The organism is Neotabrizicola paludis, assembly GCF_044142105.1.
Taxonomy (GTDB): Bacteria; Pseudomonadota; Alphaproteobacteria; order Rhodobacterales; family Rhodobacteraceae; genus Pseudogemmobacter.
Genome location: NZ_JBGTYM010000014.1, coordinates 19,316 through 39,631, shown reverse-complemented (window position 1 = coordinate 39,631; position 20,316 = coordinate 19,316). Strand labels below are relative to the sequence as shown.

The 20,316-nt window shown below is 63.2% G+C and carries 14 protein-coding genes; 11 read left to right on the top strand and 3 right to left on the bottom strand.

Annotated elements, in window-relative coordinates; genetic code table 11:
* Positions 1-4: 4 nt before the first annotated feature.
* Entirely contained in the window at positions 5-868 is an 864-nt protein-coding gene (locus ACED67_RS20730; RefSeq protein ID WP_395543640.1) for a fumarylacetoacetate hydrolase family protein, read from the bottom strand.
* Positions 868-2,136: a fumarylacetoacetase gene (gene fahA, locus ACED67_RS20725; RefSeq protein WP_395543639.1), complete on the bottom strand. Its 1,269-nt coding sequence runs from the start codon at positions 2,134-2,136 to the stop codon at positions 868-870. The genes ACED67_RS20730 and fahA overlap by 1 nt, the downstream gene beginning before the upstream one ends.
* A 257-nt stretch (positions 2,137-2,393) precedes the next feature.
* Between fahA and ACED67_RS20720 the strand changes: the two genes are divergently transcribed.
* The 7 genes from ACED67_RS20720 to ACED67_RS20690 all read left to right on the top strand — a co-directional run bounded on the left by ACED67_RS20720 (position 2,394) and on the right by ACED67_RS20690 (position 10,121).
* On the top strand, positions 2,394-4,013 hold the full coding sequence (locus ACED67_RS20720) for an ABC transporter substrate-binding protein (RefSeq protein WP_395543638.1): 1,620 nt from the start codon (positions 2,394-2,396) through the stop codon (positions 4,011-4,013).
* Between the two features lie 105 nt (positions 4,014-4,118).
* Positions 4,119-5,084 carry an ABC transporter permease gene (locus ACED67_RS20715; RefSeq protein WP_395543637.1) on the top strand — a complete coding sequence of 322 codons (966 nt, stop codon included), beginning with the start codon at positions 4,119-4,121 and terminating at the stop codon, positions 5,082-5,084.
* Positions 5,081-5,986: an ABC transporter permease gene (locus ACED67_RS20710; protein ID WP_395543636.1), complete on the top strand. Its 906-nt coding sequence runs from the start codon at positions 5,081-5,083 to the stop codon at positions 5,984-5,986. Before ACED67_RS20715 ends, ACED67_RS20710 begins: the two co-directional genes overlap by 4 nt.
* A complete protein-coding gene (locus ACED67_RS20705) occupies positions 5,986-7,107 on the top strand; it encodes an ABC transporter ATP-binding protein (RefSeq protein ID WP_395543635.1) in 1,122 nt (373 codons plus the stop codon). Before ACED67_RS20710 ends, ACED67_RS20705 begins: the two co-directional genes overlap by 1 nt.
* Entirely contained in the window at positions 7,104-8,216 is a 1,113-nt protein-coding gene (locus ACED67_RS20700) for an ABC transporter ATP-binding protein (RefSeq protein WP_395543634.1), read from the top strand. The genes ACED67_RS20705 and ACED67_RS20700 overlap by 4 nt, the downstream gene beginning before the upstream one ends.
* Positions 8,216-9,373: an alpha/beta hydrolase family protein gene (locus ACED67_RS20695; RefSeq protein WP_395543633.1), complete on the top strand. Its 1,158-nt coding sequence runs from the start codon at positions 8,216-8,218 to the stop codon at positions 9,371-9,373. Before ACED67_RS20700 ends, ACED67_RS20695 begins: the two co-directional genes overlap by 1 nt.
* Before the next feature lie 25 nt (positions 9,374-9,398).
* Positions 9,399-10,121 (top strand): GntR family transcriptional regulator, encoded by a 723-nt coding sequence (locus tag ACED67_RS20690; protein ID WP_395543632.1) that lies wholly within the window; start codon positions 9,399-9,401, stop codon positions 10,119-10,121.
* A 514-nt stretch (positions 10,122-10,635) separates the two neighbouring features.
* On the opposite strand, the gene ACED67_RS20685 is transcribed toward ACED67_RS20690, so the two are convergent.
* Positions 10,636-11,358 carry a helix-turn-helix domain-containing protein gene (locus tag ACED67_RS20685; RefSeq protein WP_395543631.1) on the bottom strand — a complete coding sequence of 241 codons (723 nt, stop codon included), beginning with the start codon at positions 11,356-11,358 and terminating at the stop codon, positions 10,636-10,638.
* 234 nt (positions 11,359-11,592) lie between these two features.
* Here ACED67_RS20685 and ACED67_RS20680 point away from each other — a divergent pair, with 234 nt between their 5' ends.
* The 4 genes from ACED67_RS20680 to narJ are packed head-to-tail and all read left to right on the top strand — an operon-like array spanning position 11,593 to position 20,308.
* On the top strand, positions 11,593-14,322 hold the full coding sequence (locus ACED67_RS20680) for a nitrate/nitrite transporter (RefSeq protein WP_395543630.1): 2,730 nt from the start codon (positions 11,593-11,595) through the stop codon (positions 14,320-14,322).
* Positions 14,323-14,334: 12 nt separating this feature from the next.
* A complete protein-coding gene (locus ACED67_RS20675; RefSeq protein ID WP_395543629.1) occupies positions 14,335-18,069 on the top strand; it encodes a nitrate reductase subunit alpha in 3,735 nt (1,244 codons plus the stop codon).
* Positions 18,066-19,592: a nitrate reductase subunit beta gene (gene narH / locus ACED67_RS20670; protein WP_395543628.1), complete on the top strand. Its 1,527-nt coding sequence runs from the start codon at positions 18,066-18,068 to the stop codon at positions 19,590-19,592. Before ACED67_RS20675 ends, narH begins: the two co-directional genes overlap by 4 nt.
* Positions 19,589-20,308, top strand: coding sequence for a nitrate reductase molybdenum cofactor assembly chaperone (narJ, locus tag ACED67_RS20665; protein ID WP_395543627.1), 720 nt, complete (start codon positions 19,589-19,591; stop codon positions 20,306-20,308). Before narH ends, narJ begins: the two co-directional genes overlap by 4 nt.
* Positions 20,309-20,316: the final 8 nt, after the last annotated feature.

The window sequence follows — 20,316 nt, the reverse complement described above, 5'->3', positions numbered from 1 at the left end:
GCGGTCAGCGGACCGCGACTTTCATTTCGCCGATGCCCGCGATACGGGCCGTCATCACATCGCCCGCCACGACCGGCGCCACGCCTTCGGGCGTGCCGGTGAAGAGCAGATCCCCCGGCACCAGAGTGTAGAAGGCGGACGCCTTTTCGATCAGCGCCGCCACTTGGCGCAGAAGATTTGCGGTCGAGGTTCTCTGGCGGGTTTCACCATTGACCATCAACTGCATCTCGAGCGCGGAAGGATCAGGAATTTCATCCGCCGTCACCAGCCAGGGTCCCAGCACGGTGTAGCTGTCGCAGGATTTGCGCATGCTGCGTTCCTGTGTGCCGCGGACGGTCATGTCGAGGCCGATGGCATAGCCCGCCACATGCGAAAGGGCCTGATCCTGCGACACCCGATCCGCGCGGGTTCCGATCACGGCGACCAGTTCGATTTCGTGGTCATTGCGCGCTTCGGGAAAGCGGATCACCACCGGATCAGAGGGGCCGATCAACGAGCTTGTAGCCTTGAGAAACAGCCCGGCCTTGTCGATGGGCAGGATATTGGTGCCGTGATGCAGTGTTTCGTCAGCCAGCGCTTCTTCATGGTGCAGCCGGTAATTCACCGGCGCGGCCACGATCTTGCGCGGCGAGGCAACGGGTGGCAGCAGGCGCAGGTCCTTCAGGGGGATGGCGGGCGCGGCATCCGCCAGCGCCTCGATGCGCGGGCGCAGGACGGGCAGCGCCGCGATCAGCGGGTCGTGATCGGGCAGCGGATAGCGGAAGGAGGGCAGCGCTTCCAGAATGCGGGTCACGTCATGGACGACGGGGGCCTCGGACGTGCCGCGCACAACACCCAGACGGTTATCCTCAAAACGACACAGGCGCATCAGAATGCCTTTCCGACAGCTTTGGGCGCGGGCGCGATGCGGCCCTCACACCCGCCGAAACCTATGCGCTGGCCATCGACCTCGCCCCAGCCGGTCAGGATGACGCTGTCTCCGTCCTCGAGGAAGATGCGGCTGCCGCCCTGTTCCAGCGCGATCTGATCCCGACCGCCCCAGCTTTGTTCCATCAGGCATCCGAAGCTCTGCCGCTCCGGCCCTGAGATGGTGCCTGACCCCAAGAGATCGCCGGTCTGCATCCGGCAGCCGCAGACAGCATGATGCGCCAGAAGCTGCGGGGCGGAATAGTAAAGATGTGCGGTGTTGGTCTGGACGATCCGGCTGGCTTTTGCGGCACCCTCCGGTTTCAGATGCGCCTCAAGTTTCACGTCGACGAAGTAATCCGCATCCTCCTGCAGATAGGGCAGTAGGTCGTTGTCGCGTTTAGGGGCCGGACGGCGGCAGGGTTCCAGCGCCGCGCGGGTCACGATCCAGGGGCTGATCGAGGTGGCGAAGGCCTTGGACTGGAAGGGCCCCAGCGGCTGGCCCTCCCATCGCTGGATGTCGCGGGCGGACCAGTCGTTCAGAAGGACGAAGCCGAAGAGATGCTCCCAAGCCTCGGCCACGGTCAGGGTCTGGCCCAATTCGGTCGGCAGCGCGACGATGGCGCCAAACTCCACCTCGATGTCCAGCCGCTGGGACGGGCCGAATTTCGGACCATCCGCGCTCATCAGCTGACCCAGAGGACGGCGCACCGGTGTGCCCGACACCACCACAGTCGAGACCCGGCCATTGTAGCCGATCGGCATATGCGTCCAGTTTGGGGTCAGCGCATTCTCGGGCCCGCGAAGAATCGAGCCGGAATTGAAAGCGTGCTGTCGACCGGCGTAGAAATCGGTATAGCCCCTCAGATCGACCGGCAGGTGCATCTGTGCCTTGTCCAACGGAACCAGCGCTCTGTCGCGCAAGGCGACATTCTCGCGCAAGGCGGGGTCACCGCCTTCGGCCAGCAGATCCGTCAGCCGCGCCCGCACCGCGGCCCATGTCTCGGCCCCCAACGTCATGAAATGATTCAGCGCGGGCCGGTCGAAACCCAGATCGCCGCCGGTCAGCAGCTCTTCGGCCGCCAGCTCCGACAGATCCAGAACGCTGTCGCCGATGGCCATGCCGCAGCGCGGCCCCCGCTCGGCGGTGGAGAAGACCCCGTAAGGCAGGTTTGCCAAAGGGAAATCGCAGTCCGGTGCCTGCGCACCGGCGACCCATGACTGTTTCACGCAAGCCCTCCCAAACTCTTTCGCGGTATCGCGCAATCCCTCGGCGCCACGGCTGTACAGGTGCCGCAGCAAAGAGGCGCGCATCAAAACTGCATCCAAGTTTGACAGTTTAATCCTGAAATCAAGCAAAAAGTGATTGACTGACCATATAATCGTATACACTTTAGACTCACACCGATCCAGAAAGAGAAAAGGCAACACGGCAGAGGAGTGCCGTGCAGCCCGTGGACAGGCTCGGTGCATGGGAGGAGAAAACGATGACTGCCACCGTCAGGAGGCTGCCGTTCTGGCTTGCCACGGGACTTGTCACGATTGCCGCGCCCGCCATGTCGCAAGACCTGGGAGAGCCGGTACCGGAACTGAAAATCGCCTATTATGCTGCCGATATGGGTCCGATGTACGAACAATCGGCACGCGTGCTATCGGAAGAATGGGCCAAGCTGGGCATCAGCTTCCAGATGCAACCGGTGCAATTCAGCACCTTCATCTCGAACATCATGGTCGGCGGCGGGCTGGAAGACATGGCGGTCTTCACCGTCGGCGCCGACCCTGACCGCGTGGACCCAACCTATTGGCTGCACGATCTGGGGGCCTGCGGCGCGCGGCGCAACGGCGCCAAATGGTGCGATGAAGCCTATACCAAGATGGTGCAGGATCAACGCGCGATCATCGACCAGAATGAGCGCATCGCCGCCGTGCACGCGGCGCAGCAGCATTTCTACGATGTCATGCCCTGGTGGCCCGCGACGAACACGGTCTACGGCATTCTGTGGAACAACGAGAAATGGGAGAACGTGACATCTCCCGCGCCAGTCGCCGCGCATGAGGGGCTGATCGACCCCTGGCTTTCCGCCAAGCCGCTGACCGATGACCGCTGGCTCGACTGGGCGCATTACGAGGACGTGACCACCTACAATCCGCTTGCCGAAGAGGGTGCAGTGGGCTGGCTGCGCTTCGTCTATGACACTTTCGCCAAGAACAATTCCGAGGGGCAGACCATCCCCTGGGCAGCCAGCGCATGGGAATTCACCGATCCGACCACGGTGAAGATCACCTTGCGCGAGGGCATGAAGTTCCACGATGGCGAGCCGGTCACCGCCGATGACGCGGTCTTCACCCTGAACAAAGTGGTAGAGTTGCAGCCTCCGGCGATGTCGTCGCGCATCGCCAATATCGCCTCGGCGGAAAAGATCGACGATCTGACCTTCACCGTCAAACTGAAGGCCCCGGATGCGTCTTTCATCACGACGGTGCTGCCCTATGCCTTCATCCTGCCGGAACATCTCTGGGCGGATTACACCGGAGATATGGTGGCGCGGGATGTGGTGGCGGATGGCGTGGCCATCGGCAGCGGCCCGTTCAAGTTCAAGACCTGGCGTGTGAACGAGGTGCACGAGCTGGACGCGAACCACGACCACTTCCATGCCCCCGGCTATGACGGGGTGCGCCGTCTGGCGCTGGGTCAGGCCGATGCCATCCGCTCCGCCATGTTGGCGGGCACGGGCGACATCGCGACCATGGTGCTGCCGGTGGCGGCGATGAGCGATCTCGCGGATCAGGAGGATTTCCTGGATTTCCTTGAAATCCCGTCGCATGGCACGATGCTGATCTGGCTCAACAACGAAAAAGAGCCGTTCACCAACCCGGCCTTCCGCAAGGCGTTGCGCCTGGCGACGGCCAAGGAGCGTGCCGCGATTGAAGGCTGGCTTGGCTTTGCGGTCCCTGCGGGCGAAGGCCCGGTGCCGAAGCAGCTGGGCATGTGGTACAACCAGAACCTGCCGGAAATTCCCTTCGACGTCGAAGCGGCGCGCGCCGCCCTGGCCGAGGCGGGCTTCGGCTGGGACGATCAGGGCCGCCTGCACTATCCCAAGAACTGATGATCCCTGATCCGGCCCGTCTTTCTGACGGGCCGGACCCTCGCGCCGCCGATCCCGCTCCAGGGCAGGCCGCCGCCCGCAAACTCAAACCAGCCCGAGATTCCGATGCGCGCCTATATCCTCCGCCGTCTGGCACAGAGTGTGCTGGTCGTCTGGGCGGTCACGACGATCATGTTCTTCATGTTCCGCGTGATGCCCGCTGACCCGACCGCCCTTCTTCTTGAACGCGGTCTGACCGAAGAGGCGCGACAAGCGCTGCTGGAGGAATGGGGCCTGACCGGCACGCTCTGGGATCAATATGTCGCCTATCTGGGCAATATCCTGACCGGTGATTTCGGATCGTCCTTCCTGTACCGCAAGCCGGTCTGGGAGGTGCTGACGCCGCTGATCATCAACACGCTATGGATCGCTGTTCCGGGCCTGCTGATCGGCGCCGCGCTGGGTGCGGCCATCGGCACCGCGGTCGGCTGGGCCAAGCGCGGCGGCAAGCTGGAACGCGCCGGAATCTTCATGGCCACGGTGATCCGTGGCGTGCCGAATTTCGTGATCGGCATCGCGCTTCTGACGGTGTTTTCCAGTACGCTGGGCTGGTTTCCCGGCTTCGGCATGGGCGATCCGGGCACGACCACGGGCTTTGCCCGGTATATGACGCTGGATTTCCTGCATCACCTGACGCTGCCGCTGATCGCTGTCATCATCTATTTCATGCCCGAGAACCTCCTCCTGATGCGCTCGGGCGTGGTCGAGAACCGGACCGAGGACTACATCGAACTGGTCCGTGCCAAGGGGGTACCGCAGCGGCGCGTGGCCTGGCATGCCGCACGCAATTCGATGCTGCCGCTGATCACCTGGCTCTTCCCGGCACTGGCCGAAACCATCGCGGGCATCGTGGTGATCGAGATCGTCTTCTCCTGGCCCGGCGTCGGGCGCGAACTGGTGCTGGCGGTGACCCGGCAGGACTATCCGGTAGCGCAGGCAGCCTTCTTCCTGCTGGCAGTGATGATCGTGCTGGCGAACCTCGCCGCCGACCTTGTCTATGGAAAACTTGATCCGCGGGTGGTTTACAAATGAGCAATCCCCAAACCCCCGCTGCCATCCAGGGCCGCAGCCCCTGGCGCGCCGCCTGGGACTCGCTGAAACTTGTGATGCAGGACAGTTTCGCCGTTGTCGGTGTGGTTATCCTGCTGCTGTTCATCCTGATCGCGCTGGCCGCGCCGATGCTGGCCCCGTATGACCCGTTCAAGGCGATGATGACCGAGACCGGCCGTCTTGCCCGCCTGCGTCCGCCCTCGGGCGAATTCCTTCTGGGCACCACCGCCTTCGGCAATGATGTGCTCAGTCAGTTTCTGCACGGCTTCCGCGTTGCCCTTCTGGTCGGGCTCGTCGCGGCCATCGCCGTGGGCTTCATCTCGACCGTCTTCGGCGTCGTCTCAGGCTATTTCGGTGGCTGGGTCGACGATGTGTTGATGCGCATCACCGATGTCGCGCTGTCGATCCCGACGCTGCCTTTTTCCATCGTCGCCGTGGCCCTGCTGGGACCGAGCGTCGAGAACATCATCCTCGTCATCACCATCCTCTTCTGGCGCAACGGCGCGCGGATCATCCGCTCGGCCGTGCTGACCGAGCGTGAGCGGGTCTATGTCAAATGGGCGCGGGCGGCGGGAGCATCGCATTTCCACATCATCATGCGGCATATCCTGCCCAATATCGTTCGGGTGATCTTCCTCTGGGTCACGATGTCGGTGGCCTTCGCCATTCTGACCGAGGCGAGCCTGTCCTTCCTTGGCCTTGGCGACCCGACGGTCATCAGCTGGGGCCAGATGCTGAACACCGCTTTCTCCAGCGGCAATCTGCGCACCGCCTGGTGGTGGGTGGTGCCGCCCTCGCTTGCGCTCGTGATGCTGGTCTCGGCGCTCTACCTGATCGGCCGTGCCTATGAGGAACAGACCAACCCCCGACTGAGGAGGCGCTGATGGCGACGGCCACACACCCCCGCCCCGGCACCCGTCCGGCCAGTGACGCGACCCTGGCCGAGCTTGCTGATCTGAATCAGCGACTGGATCGCAAACCCGCCGCCCAGCTTCAGGTCGAGGGGTTGTCGATCGGCTACTCGACCCTGCGGGGCCGGTTCCACGCGGTCGAGGACATCAGCTTCGAGGTGCCCGCCGGCACCAACCTTGGCCTTGTCGGCGAAAGCGGTTGCGGCAAAAGTACCGTGGTCAAAGCGCTGATGGGGCTGCAGCCGGCCAATACCTCGGTCTCGGGCCGGGCGCTGCTGGATGGTCAGGACATCCTGGGTCTGGACGATCATGCGCTGCGCGACATCCGCTGGAACCGGATCTCGCTGATCACCCAAAGCGCGATGAACTCGCTGGATCCGGTCTATACCATCGGCGACCAGATCTGCGAGGCGATCCGCGCGCATGAACGGGTCAGCAAGGCGGTGGCCTGGGCAAGGGCGGAAGAGATGTTCGCACTGGTCGGCCTGCCCGCCGGGCGACTGTATGAATTCCCGCATATGTTCTCGGGCGGGATGCGACAGCGCGCCGTCATCGCCATGGCGCTGGCGCTGAACGCCGGAATGCTTCTGGCGGATGAGCCGACAACCGCGTTGGACCCGATCATGCAATCGCAGATCATGACGCGGATCCGGGGCATCCATGCGCATATGCGCCGCTCGATGATCCTTGTGACGCATGACATCGCCGTGGTGGCCGAGACCTGCGAGAACACCGTGGTCATGTATGCCGGCAAGATGGCCGAAAGCGGACCCACGGCGGATGTGCTGGAGCGGCCCCTGCATCCCTATACCATGGGCCTGCAGAACGCCTTCCCCCGCCTGCCGGTGCCCGGCGCGCCGCGCCAGCCGCTGATCTCGATCCCGGGGGTGGTGCCGAACCTTCTGCTGCCGCCTCCAGGCTGCCGTTTTGCCAGCCGCTGCCCCTTTGCCACCGACCTGTGCCGCAGCATGGCGCCGCCGGTGGTGCGGTGCGGCGCACAGGCCGCGACCTGCCACTACACCGACCGCGCCGGCGAGTTCCGCGAGGCTGCCGCCCGCCCGGAAACCTGGCGCAACATGAGGGGTGCCGCATGACCGACCGCCCGACCATCGCCCCCGATGCGACCGCCGTGATCGAGGCGCGCGACCTGAAGACCCATTTTCAGGGGCGTACCGGCATTTTCAACGCCTTGGCGGGTGGCAAGGCCCCGGTGGCCCGCGCGCTGGACGGGGTGGACTTGCGCATCCGCGAGCGCGAGATCGTGGGCCTGGTCGGGGAATCCGGCTGCGGGAAATCCACCCTCGGCATGTCGCTGGTGCGGATGTATCAGCCGACCAGCGGCCAGATCCTGTACCGCGGGGATGACATCACCAAGGCCGAGGGCCGGCCGCTCAAGGACTATCGCAAGCAGGCCCAGATCATCTTTCAGGACCCATATTCCTCGCTAAACCCCCGCCTGACCATCGGACAGGTGATCGAGGAACCGCTGATCATCCACGGCATCGGTAATGCGACCGAGCGGCGCGAGAAGGTGATCAAGGCCATGGAACTGGTGCGCATCCCCGCTGCGGATAATATGGACCGTTACCCCTCGGACCTGTCCGGTGGGCAACGCCAGCGCATCGCCATTGCCCGCGCCCTCGTTCTTCAGCCGAAGTTCATCGTCGCGGATGAGCCGGTGTCGATGCTCGACGTGTCGATTCAGGCCAGTGTGCTGGAACTGCTGGACGAGTTGTCCCGCGATCTGGGGCTGGCGGTTCTGTATATCTCGCATGACATCGCGACCGTGGGCTATATCTGCAACCATGTCGCGGTGATGTATCTGGGCCGCATCGTCGAAGAGGGCCGGGCCGAAGATGTGCTGGCCCGCCCGCTTCACCCCTATACCCAACGCCTGATGGCCGCGATCCCTCGCATGGAGCCGGGTGAGGCACCGGAGCGGGTGGAGCTGCGTGGCGATGTGCCTTCGCCCATGGCGGTGCCGCCCGGCTGCCGCTTCTCGTCGCGCTGCCCCTACACCACCGCGCTCTGCGAGGCGGTGGAACCGGATCTGTCCGCTCAGCCCGGGGGTCAGCGGGTGCGCTGCCATATCCATGACGACAGCGCAGCCCGGGCCTATCCCGAGTTGACCGCGCCCCGCGCTGGTCATGTCACCGAAACCGCAGATGCCGGCATCCTTGCCGAAACCCTGGACCCCGCCTGATGACCGAGCTGACCTTCGACTGGAAACATCTGGCCTTTGCCGCGGGGCGGGCCTTTACGGAAACCTACGGCTTCAACGGTTCGCAGGGCCTGACGCATCTGGAAGGGGTGCTGATCACCCCGCAGGATCGCCTCTCGCGGACATTGCTGATCTTCATGCACCCCGCCTCCACCCTGCAACTCTTGCCACTGCCGCGCGCGATGGCGCGGGCCGGCTATCATGTGCTCTGCGCGGGCAGCCGCTATCAGCGCAATGACACCAGCCTGATCATGGAGAACGTGCTGCTGGATCTGGGCGCATGGGTCCATGCCGCCCGCAATGACTGGGGCTATGACAAGGTGGTTCTCTGCGGCTGGAGCGGGGGCGGCTCGCTGACCATGCTGTATCAGTCGCAGGCCGAGCGCCCGACGATCACGGCCACCCCCGCAGGCGATCCGGTGGACATTGCGGGCGCGGGCCTGATCCCGGCGGATGCGGTGCTCAGCCTTGCCGCCCATTCGTCGCGCGCGCTGTTGCTGACCGAATGGCTGGATCCTTCCATGCGCGATCCGCACAATCCCGATGATCGCGACCCCGAGCTGGATCTGTATCGCGCCGGACGCAGCGCGCCGTTCAACCCGGCGTTTCTGACCGCCTACCGAATGGCCCAGAAGGACCGGATGGACGCCATCACCGAACGGGTGCTGGAAACCCTGGACCGCCTGAAGTCAGCGGGCGGAAAGGAAATGGAGCGGGTCTTCGTCACCCACCGCACCATGGCCGATCCCCGTTTTCTCGACCCGACAATCGACCCGAACGCTCGCCGCCCCGGCTGGACCTATCTGGGCGAGCCAGAGACCGTGAACAGCGGACCGGTCGGGCTGGGGCGGGTGTCGACGCTGCGCAGCTGGCTGTCGCAATGGTCGCCCGCCCATACCCGCGCGGATTCGCTGGTGACGGCGCGGGATGTGACGGTGCCCTTCCTTGCCGTGGAATGCGGTGCCGATGATGCGGTACCCCAGCCCCATACCGCGCGCATCTTCGCAGCGGTTGGCGCCCGGGACAAAGCGATGCAACTGGTACCCGGAGCAAATCATTACTTCGTCAATCAGCCCGCAGAACTGGCCGCTGCGGCGACGCTGGTTTCGGATTGGCTGGCTGCACGAAATTTCGGATAGTGGACAAGCGCAACAGAGACGCGACATGGCTGACGATATCTACGCAAAGATCCGCGCGCTCATCGCCGAAGGGGCCTATATCGGTGGCGATGCCATTCCTGAAAGCGAATTGGCTGTGCGGCTGGGCGTCAGCCGCACGCCCATCCGCGAGGCGATGCGCCGCCTGCAGGCGGAAGGCATCATCCAGCGCGAGGCCTATCGCCGCGCGGTTCTGGTCGAGGTGGACCCGAACGAGGTCATCCACATCTTCACCGCCCGGGCCGCCCTGGAGCCGGTCGCAGCTGGCATGGCGGTGGCAAAATCGGATGCGGCCTTCATCGATGGGCTGCGCGATCTGCATGACAGGATGGACCATGCCATTCACATGCCCGACCCCGACCGCCGCGCCTATCGCGACTGCAATGCGCGGTTTCACCGGCTGATCTGGCGGCAGGGCGGCAATACCATCTTTGCCGATCTGGTCAATCTGGTGGCGCGCAAGCCGGTCGTCAGCCCTACATTCAACAGCTGGACCCGCGATGAGCTCATCCGCAGCAACCGTCAGCATAGCGATCTGGTGGCCGCCTTTGCCGCGAACGACAAGGACTGGGCCGAGGCTGCAATGGCCGCGCATCTGTTCAGCTCCCGCGCCACATACCGTCGCATCAGCGAAGAAAAGACGGTCGCCGCGGCCGGGCATGATACGGGCGCCGTTGACAAAAAAGCCCGACGGCGGGTCCGCGTGCGGAACGAGGATGAAAGTTACTAGCGTCAGGCCTCGGTCTTGCGTCGCGATCTGAAAATGACGTGCAGGCAAGGGTGACGGCGGAGCGGAAGGCCTTCGGCCACCTGGCGCGGTGTTTGTAGCGCCTGAGTCCCGATGCGCCCGACTGAACCCGTCCTCACCCCGTCGATGGCATCCGCCACCGTCTAAGTCGCATCAATCACCGCGACACAGGCGCAGCGCATTGCAAAGATCAATGCGCTGCGCGCCGACATTCTTGAACGTTCCAAGAGCCGCAGGCGAAACTGGCACGTCAACGCGGTGGCCGGGCGTTCGTTAAACCTGCTCAAGCGTGATGGGATCAGGCGGTGCACTGGTCGAAGCCGCGACGAAGCCCTGCGGGATGCGTTCGATTGCATCGAGATGTTCTGCAACCCAATGCGCAAGCATGCGAGGGACGGGAAGGTGCCGCCCGGCGCGTTCGAACGTCGCCAGAAGACGAGGCACGAACGCTTCCAAGAGATACAGGGATATTCCCGCAGATATCCCGCGCAGCAGTTCAGGCCGAAAGATCGTCGATCAATGGATTGGGTTTGGCGAAGCGTTCCAGTTCGATCTGGTCGGTAATATGGATCCGCGCGCCCTGCACCCGCACCCCGTAGGCCTGGAGGTTCTTGAACGCCCGGCTGAGGTTTTCGGGGGTCATCCCAAGCCTTGAGGCGAGCCGGCGCTTGTCGATGGGCAGATCGAAGCTCTGATCGCCAGCATGTCGGGCGCGCTCCCGTAGCAAATAATTGGCCAGCCGCTCGAGCGACGTGCGGAGCTTCAGGTCCTTGGTGTTCTTGACGACCGTGCGATAGCATTGCGCAAGCTCGACGATGATCGAGCGGGCGAAGGGCATGTCCTGTTCGAAGACCGCCCGCACATCCAAGCTTGGGATCAAGACGACGCGGCTTTTTTCAAGCGTGCGGGCCGACATCAGGTAGGGCGCGTCCCTGATCGTCGCGGCAAGGATGAAGGTCGACACCGGCAAGACCGTGTCCATCACCGTCTCGCGCCGGTTCCAGGTCGAGAAAAGCTCGACCGATCCGGCGATCAGGATATGCAGGAAATCGCTTGGTTCCCCTTCCGTGATCAGTTCGATCTGCGGCGGAAAGGTTTGCACATAGGCACCGCGCATCAACGTCATGAAGCTCTCGTCGGACATGTCCGAAAAGAGATGCAAGGCCCGAATTTCACCGAAATGTGAGTCGGGCGGTTCTGTACGGTTCGTGTTTCGCATGCAAATAGGTTCCGTCAAAAACTTGATAAATGTCAAGAAATTTTCACGGATACGTTGCTAGTCGGATTGTCCGCTGGATATCCCCGCAATGACAATTCTTGATAACCTATTTATTCTAATATGTTTTCCGCCAGCATCTGATCCAGATCAAGTCTCTCGGCCCTTCCACAGCGCAGGTCTCCTGAAAATTCGCGATCTGGCATCGCGAACAGTCCGCCCCGTGGAGAGATGGCCATGCACACACTCGAAGATGTCTCACGCGCCGAACAAGGCCGGGCTCTAGGATTAAGCACCGTCGCGTTCACAGCCTGTTTTGCGGTCTGGACGATCTTCTCGATCATCGGTGTGGCGATCAAGAAAGAGTTGTCGCTGACCGAGTTCCAGTTCGGCCTGCTGGTCGCCACACCGATCCTGACCGGCTCTCTGACCCGGCTCTTCCTGGGCGTCTGGACCGAGAAATGGGGCGGGCGGATCGTCTTTTCGGTTCAGATGATCCTGACAGGCCTGGCAACATGGATGCTGACCTGGGCGCATACCTATCCCATGTACCTGATCGCCGCGCTTGGCGTCGGGCTTGCCGGCGGGTCTTTCATCATCGGCGTCGCCTATGTGTCGCGCTGGTATCCGGCCGGTCGGCAGGGCACGGCCCTTGGCATCTTCGGAGCGGGCAACGTGGGCGCGGCGGTGACGAAATTCGTCGCCCCCTTCGTGCTCGTCGCCTATGGCTGGCAGGGCGTGGCCCATGTCTGGGCCGCGGGCATCATCCTGATGGGCGTCTTCTTCTTCCTTTTCGCCAAGGATGACCCCCAGCTCTTGAAGCGCCGCGCCGAAGGCACGCCGGCACCGACGATTGCCGAACAATTCGCTCCGCTGAAGAACCTCCAGGTCTGGCGCTTCTCATTATACTATTTCTTCGTCTTTGGCGCTTTCGTGGCGCTGGCGCTGTGGTTGCCGAACTACCTTATCGACGTCTACGGCGTCGATATCGAGACGGCCGGCATGTCGGCCGCCGCCTTCTCGCTTTCGGCCTCGGTTTTCCGGGCCTATGGCGGCCATCTCAGCGACCGGTTCGGCGCGCGGTCCGTGATGTACTGGAGCCTCGGCTTCTCGCTCATCCTGCTGTTCATGCTGTCTTACCCGCCAACCGACTATGTGATTTCCAGCAAGAACGGCCCGATCACCTTCTCGACCCAGATGGACCGCTGGCCCTTCGTCATCGTCCTCTTCGTTCTGGGCTTCTTCATGTCGCTGGGCAAAGCGGCGGTCTACCGGCACATCCCGGTCTATTATCCCAAGCATGTCGGTGCCGTCGGCGGTCTTGTCGGCATGATCGGCGGCCTGGGTGGCTTTGTGCTGCCCCTGGCCTTCGGCGCGCTGCTTGACCTGACCGGGATCTATACGAGCTGCTTCGCGCTTCTGTTCCTGATTGTCGGCGTGTCGCTGATCTGGATGCACATGTCGATCCGCTCGATGGAGCGCAAGGCGCGCGGCGAGGAAGTGGACGCGCTGCCGGAACTGCCGGAAATGGCCTCGATCCACGTTCCGGGCAAGACCGTGATGAAAGGCGCGCTCGAGGACTGGCGCCCCGAGGACAAGACGTTCTGGGAGGAGCGCGGCCGCCGCATCGCGCGCCGCAACCTCTGGATCTCGATCCCCGCGCTGCTTCTTGCCTTCGCGGTCTGGATGGTCTGGTCGGTTGTCGTGGCGAAACTGCCCTCGATCGGCTTCGACTTCCCCTCGGGTCAGCTGTTCTGGCTCGCGGCGCTGCCGGGCCTGTCGGGCGCGACGCTCAGGATATTCTACAGCTTCATGGTGCCGATCTTCGGCGGCAGGCTCTGGACGACGATCTCGACCGCCTCGCTTCTTCTTCCCGCCATGGGCATCGGCTATGCGGTGCAGAACCCTGAAACGCCCTATTTCATCTTCCTTGTGCTGGCACTTCTGTGCGGCTTCGGCGGCGGCAACTTTGCCTCGTCCATGGCCAATATCGCCTTCTTCTTCCCCAAGGCCAAAAAGGGCAACGCGCTGGCGCTGAATGCAGGGCTTGGCAACCTTGGCGTGTCGCTCATGCAGTTCCTGGTGCCGATCGTCATCACCACGGGCGTCTTCGGCGCGATGGGCGGGGCGCCGCAGCCCCTGTCCGACGGCGGCCAGCTTTTCATGCAGAACGCTGGTTTCGTCTGGGTGCCGTTCATCCTTGCCGCCACCATCGCGGCCTGGATCGGCATGGATGACATCGCCGATGCGAAGGCAAGTTTCGCCGAACAGGCGATCATCTTCTCGCGCCTGCACAACTGGATCATGTGCATCCTCTACACCGGCACCTTCGGCAGCTTCATCGGTTATTCCGCAGGCTTCCCACTTCTGACGAAGCTGATGTTCCCCGAGGTGAACGCTCTGCAGTTCGTCTTCTTCGGCCCCCTTGTCGGCGCCTTGAGCCGCGCGGGGACGGGCTGGATCAGCGATCGCTTCGGCGGCGGGCGTGTGACGTTCTGGACCTTCATCGGCATGATCATGGCCGTCTTCGGAGTGATCTTCTTCCTTGGCATCAAGGAGCAGCCGGGGGCGTTCTGGGGCTTCTTCGCGGCCTTCATCGCGCTCTTCTTCCTGACCGGGATCGGCAATGCCTCTACGTTCCAGATGATCCCCGCGATCATGGGGCGCGAGGTGCCGCGCCTGATGCCGGGCCTTGATGCGCAAGCCACCCGCCGACAGGCGGAGCGCGAAAGCGCTGCGATCATCGCCTTCACCAGCGCCATCGCGGCCTACGGCGCCTTCTTCATCCCGAAGGCCTACGGCACCTCGATCGCGATGACGGGCGGACCGGTCGCAGCGCTCTGGGGCTTTCTCGGCTTCTACGTGCTCTGCCTTTTGCTGACCTGGTTCTTCTACACCCGGCGCGGCGGCCTGTTGCGCAACATCGAACAAGGCGGGGCGGCCACCTTCGCCCCGCCCGCAGCTTAGAAAGGAAATGCCATGAGCCAACTGCTTGACCGCCTGAACTTTCTTCAGTCGAAGCAACTGGAGCAGTTTTCAAACGGCTACGGCCAGGTCACGCGCGAAAGCCGGACCTGGGAAGACACCTACCGGAATCGCTGGCGCCACGACAAGATCGTGCGCTCGACCCACGGGGTGAACTGCACCGGGTCCTGCTCGTGGAAGATCTATGTGAAATCGGGAATCGTCACCTGGGAAACCCAGCAGACCGATTATCCCCGCACCCGCGCCGGCCTGCCCAACCACGAACCGCGCGGCTGCGCCCGGGGCGCCTCTTACAGCTGGTATCTCTACTCGGCGAACCGGGTGAAGAACCCGCTGATCCGGGGCCGTTTGATGAAGATCTGGCGCGAGTTGCGCCGGTCAAAATCACCGATCGAAGCCTGGACGGCGATCCAGTCCGATCCGGTCTTGCGATCTTGCTACGTGATGACGCGCGGCAAGGGCGGTTTCGTGCGCGCAAGCTGGGACGAGGCAACCGAGATTGTCGCCGCGGCGAACGCCTACACCGCCCGAACCTACGGCCCCGACCGGATCTTCGGCTTTTCGCCCATTCCGGCAATGTCGATGATCTCTTATGCCGCAGGCACCCGCTACCTGTCGCTTCTCGGCGGCACCTGCATGTCGTTCTACGACTGGTACTGCGACCTGCCGCCCGCTTCGCCCATGACCTGGGGCGAACAGACCGATGTGCCGGAATCGGCCGACTGGTACAACGCGGGCTACCTGCTGCTCTGGGGGTCGAACGTGCCTCAGACGCGGACGCCGGATGCGCATTTCTACACCGAGGCGCGCTATCGCGGCACCAAGTCGGCCGTGATCTGCCCTGATTACTCCGAAGCCGCCAAGTTCGGCGATGTCTGGCTGAACCCCAAGCAGGGCACCGATGCGGCCCTGGCCATGGCTTTCGGCCACGTCATACTGCGCGAGTTCCACCTCGACCGGCAGGCCGAGTATTTTGAGGATTATTGCCGGAAATATTCGGACTTCCCGATGCTCGTGGCGCTTGAGGAAAAGGAAGGTCGCGTGCTGCCGGGCCGCTTCCTGCGCGCCGACGATTTGAAGGGCAAGCTGGACGAGACGAACAATCCAGAATGGAAGACCCTCGCCTGGGACGAGATTTCGTGCGGCCTCGTCGCACCGAACGGCTCGATCGGTTACCGCTGGGGCGAGGCGGGCGAATGGAACCTCGAAGAGAAGGCCGCCAAGGCCGAAACCCGGCTCAAGCTGTCCTTCATCCTCGATGAGGACCATGATGAGGTGGCGGGCGTCAACTTTCCCTATTTCGGCGGCGCTGCAAGCCCGGCCTTTGCCACCGACGCGAAACACCCTGATGTCCTGACCCGGAACATCCCGGTCAAGACGATCAAGACGGCGGGCGGCACCGTCAGGGTTGGCACCGTTTTCGATCTTTTCTGCGCCAATTATGGGCTTGATCGCGGCCTTGGCGGCGAATTGGTCGCGACGGGCTATGACGACGATGTTCCCGGCACCCCCGCCTGGGCCGAGAAGATCACCGGCGTGAAACGCGACCGCATCATCCATGTCGCGCGCGAGTTTGCGCTGACGGCCGAGAAGACGAACGGCAAGTCGATGGTGATCCTCGGGGCCGGTCTGAACCACTGGTATCACATGGACATGAATTACCGCGGCATCATCAATATGCTGGTGATGTGCGGTTGCGTCGGCCAGTCCGGCGGCGGCTGGAGCCACTATGTCGGTCAGGAAAAACTGCGCCCGCAGACCGGGTGGCTGCCCCTTGCCTTCGCGCTTGACTGGAACCGCCCGCCGCGGCACATGAATTCCACTTCGGCCTGGTACGCCCATACCGACCAGTGGCGCTATGAGACACTCGCGGCCTCCGAGATCCTGTCGCCGACCGCGCCCGAGGGCGACTGGGACGCGTCGATCATCGACTACAACATTCGCGCCGAGCGCATGGGCTGGCTGCCTTCGGCCCCGCAGCTCAAGACCAACCCGCTTGACGTTGCCAAGGCCGCGAAGACGGCGGGCAAGGAAATTCCGGCCTATGTCGCGGAACAGCTGAAGTCCGGTGCACTCCAGATGTCCTGCGAAGACCCTGACGCGCCGGAAAACTGGCCGCGCAACCTGTTCGTGTGGCGGTCGAACCTGCTTGGGTCTTCCGGCAAGGGACACGAGTATTTCCTGCGCCACCTGCTGGGCACCGACAATGGCGTGCTTGGAAAGGACCTGGGCGAGGAAGGCCGACAGAAGCCGAAAGAGGCCGTCTGGCGCAAAGAGGCGCCGAAGGGCAAGCTCGATCTGCTTGTGACGATCGACTTCCGCATGTCCACGACCTGCGTCTATTCCGACATCGTCCTGCCGACGGCCAGCTGGTACGAAAAGAACGACCTCAACACCTCGGACATGCACCCGTTCATTCACCCGCTTCAGGCGGCGGTGGACCCGGCTTACGAATCGAAGTCCGACTGGGAAATCTTCAAGGCCATCGCGAAGAAATTCCAGGAGGTCGCGCCCGAGATCCTTGGGCAGGAAACCGATATCGTCGCCCTGCCGATCCTGCACGACACGCCGGCCGAAGTGGCGCAGGATCAGGTCAAGGACTGGAAGCGCGGCGAATGCGAGCTGATCCCGGGCAAGACCGCGCCAAGCTACATCGCGGTCGAACGCGACTACACCGCCGTCTACGACCGTTACGTGGCGCTCGGGCCGCTGATGGACAAGCTTGGCAATGGCGGCAAGGGCATAGGCTGGAAGACCGAACACGAGGTCGAGGCGCTGCGCAAGCTGAACGGTGTCTGGCAGGACGGCCCTGCCAAGGGATGTGCCAGGATCGTGACGGATATCGACGCGACCGAGGTCGTCCTGATGCTGGCCCCCGAGACCAATGGCGAGGTTGCGGTCAAGGCGTGGGAGGCGCTGTCAAAGACCACAGGCCGCGAACACGCCCACCTCGCCCTGCCGAAAGAGGACGAGAAGATCCGCTTCCGCGACATCGCCGCGCAGCCGCGCAAGATCATCTCTTCCCCGACATGGTCCGGCATCGAGAGCGAGGAGGTCTGCTACAATGCAGGCTATACCAACGTCCACGAACTGATCCCCTGGCGCACGCTGACCGGGCGCCAGCAGCTCTATCAGGATCACCTCTGGATGCGCGCCTTCGGCGAAGGCTTCATGTCCTACCGTCCGCCAGTGGACCTGAAGACTGTCACGAGTACGATCAACAGTGACAAGGGCCAGCCGCATGTCGTGCTGAACTTCATCACCCCGCACCAGAAATGGGGCATCCATTCCACCTATACCGACAATCTCCTGATGCTGACGCTGAACAGGGGTGGGCCGGTGATCTGGATTTCGGAGAACGACGCGAAGACGGCCGGGATCGTCGATAACGACTGGGTCGAGCTTTATAACGCCAATGGCGCGCTCACCGCCCGCGCGGTCGTTTCCCAGCGGATGAAGGACGGCACGACCTTCATGTATCACGCGCAGGAAAAGATCGTGAACACGCCCGGATCGGAAAAGACCGGCAAGCGGGGCGGCATCCACAACTCCGTCACCCGGACGGTGCTGAAGCCCACCCACATGATCGGCGGCTACGCCCAGCAATCCTATGGTTTCAACTATTACGGCACCGTGGGATCGAACCGGGACGAGTTCGTCATTGTCAGGAAAATGCGGAAAGTCGACTGGCTCGACCGGCCCGCGACCGCGAAGGAGTCCGCCCAATGAGAGTGCGCGCGCAGATCGGCATGGTGCTTAACCTCGACAAATGCATCGGCTGCCATACCTGTTCCGTCACCTGCAAGAACGTGTGGACCAGCCGCGACGGCGTCGAATACGCCTGGTTCAACAATGTCGAGACCAAGCCCGGACTTGGTTATCCGACCGATTGGGAAAACCAGAAACGCTGGAAAGGCGGCTGGGTCCGCACGAAATCGGGCAAGCTGCAACCGCGGCAGGGGTCGAAATGGCGCATCCTGGCGAATATCTTCGCCAACCCGCATCTGCCCGAAATCGACGATTACTACGAGCCCTTCGATTTCGACTATGACCACCTGAAATCCGCCCCCGAGATGGAAGCTTTCCCGACCGCGCGGCCGCGTTCGAAGATCACCGGCGAACGGATCGAGAAGATCGAAAAGGGCCCGAACTGGGACGAAATCCTGGGCGGCGAGTTTTCCAAGCGCAGCCAGGACTACAACTTCGAAGGGATCCAGAAGCAGATCTACGGGGAATATGAGAACACCTTCATGATGTATCTCCCCCGGCTCTGCGAGCATTGCCTGAACCCGGCCTGCGCCGCGTCCTGCCCCTCGGGCGCGATCTACAAGCGCGAGGAGGACGGCATCGTCCTGATCGATCAGGAAAAATGCCGGGGCTGGCGGATGTGCGTCTCGGGCTGCCCCTACAAGAAGGTCTATTACAACTGGTCGACCGGCAAATCCGAGAAATGCACGCTGTGCTATCCCCGGATCGAAAGCGGCATCCCCACGGTCTGTTCGGAAACCTGCGTCGGGCGCATCCGGTATCTGGGGGTGATGCTCTATGACGCGGACAAGATCGAAGAGGCGGCGAATGCTGCCGCCGAGACGGATCTTTACGACGCGCAGCTGGGTGTCTTCCTTGACCCGAGCGACAAGGGCGTGATCGAAGCCGCCCGCGCCGACGGAGTGCCCGAGGACTGGATCAAGGCCGCCCAGCAAAGCCCGGTCTGGAAGATGGCGATGGAGTGGAAGGTGGCCTTCCCGCTGCATCCTGAATATCGGACGCTCCCGATGGTCTGGTACATTCCGCCGCTCTCGCCGATCCAGAACGCGGCCGAAGCTGGCGCGATTGGCATGGATGGTGCCATGCCCGATGTCCGCAATCTGCGCATCCCGCTGAAATACCTCGCCAACATGCTGACGGCAGGGGATGAGGCGCCGGTGGCGCATGCCCTGGAACGGATGCTGGCGATGCGGGCCTACATGCGCACCAAGACCGTGGACGGCGTCATCGACGAAGGCATTGCCGCCCGTGTCGGCCTGTCTGGCCGGGTGATCGAGGACATGTACAAGATCATGGCGCTGGCCGATTACGAGGACCGCTTCGTCATTCCGACCACGCATCGCGAACAGGTTGAAGAGGCATACGACCTGCGCGGCGGTTGCGGCTTCACCGATACGAACGGCTGTTCGACAGGCACGTCCAAGACCTCGCTTTTCGGGGCGTCGAAACGGCCGCTGCAAATGCCTGCGGAGGTGCGCAGATGACCACGCATCTGAAAGACCGGACGCTGAAGGCGTTATCGCTGATCCTCAGCTATCCGACCCGCGATCTTCAGGCCGCAATGCCCGAGATCGGCGGCGTGCTTGCCGCCGAGACCCGGCTGACGACGGCGGCCCGGCACGATCTGCGCCCTCTGCTGGAGACCATTGCCGCAGGCGACATCTACGATCTCGAAGAACAATATGTCCTGCTCTTCGACCGCTCGCGCACGCTCTCGCTCAACCTCTTTGAACATGTCCACGGCGAAAGCCGCGACCGGGGTGGCGCGATGGTCTCGCTCGTCGAGACCTACCGCGACGGTGGCTTCGAACCTGCGACCAGTGAATTGCCCGACCACCTGCCGGTGCTTCTGGAGTTCCTCGCCACCCGGCCCAGGGACGAGGCGCGCGCCACCCTTGCCGATGCGACACATATCTTCGAGGCCCTCCGCGAGCGCCTGACCCGTCGCGACAGCGCCTATGCCGCCGTCTTCGCGGCGCTGGCCCAGCTTGCGGGAGGCGCAGCCGATGCGGAGACCGTGGCCAGACTTCTGGATGCGCCCGACGCCGATCCCGACAATCTCGCGGCGCTCGATGCCGTCTGGGAAGAAAGCGAGGTCCGCTTCGGGCCCGATCCCAACGCCGGCTGTCCGCAGGTGCGCGACATGCTCACCCGCATGGACAAGCCCGGCAAAGCCACGCCCCACATGGCCGCCGAGTAACGGAGAGG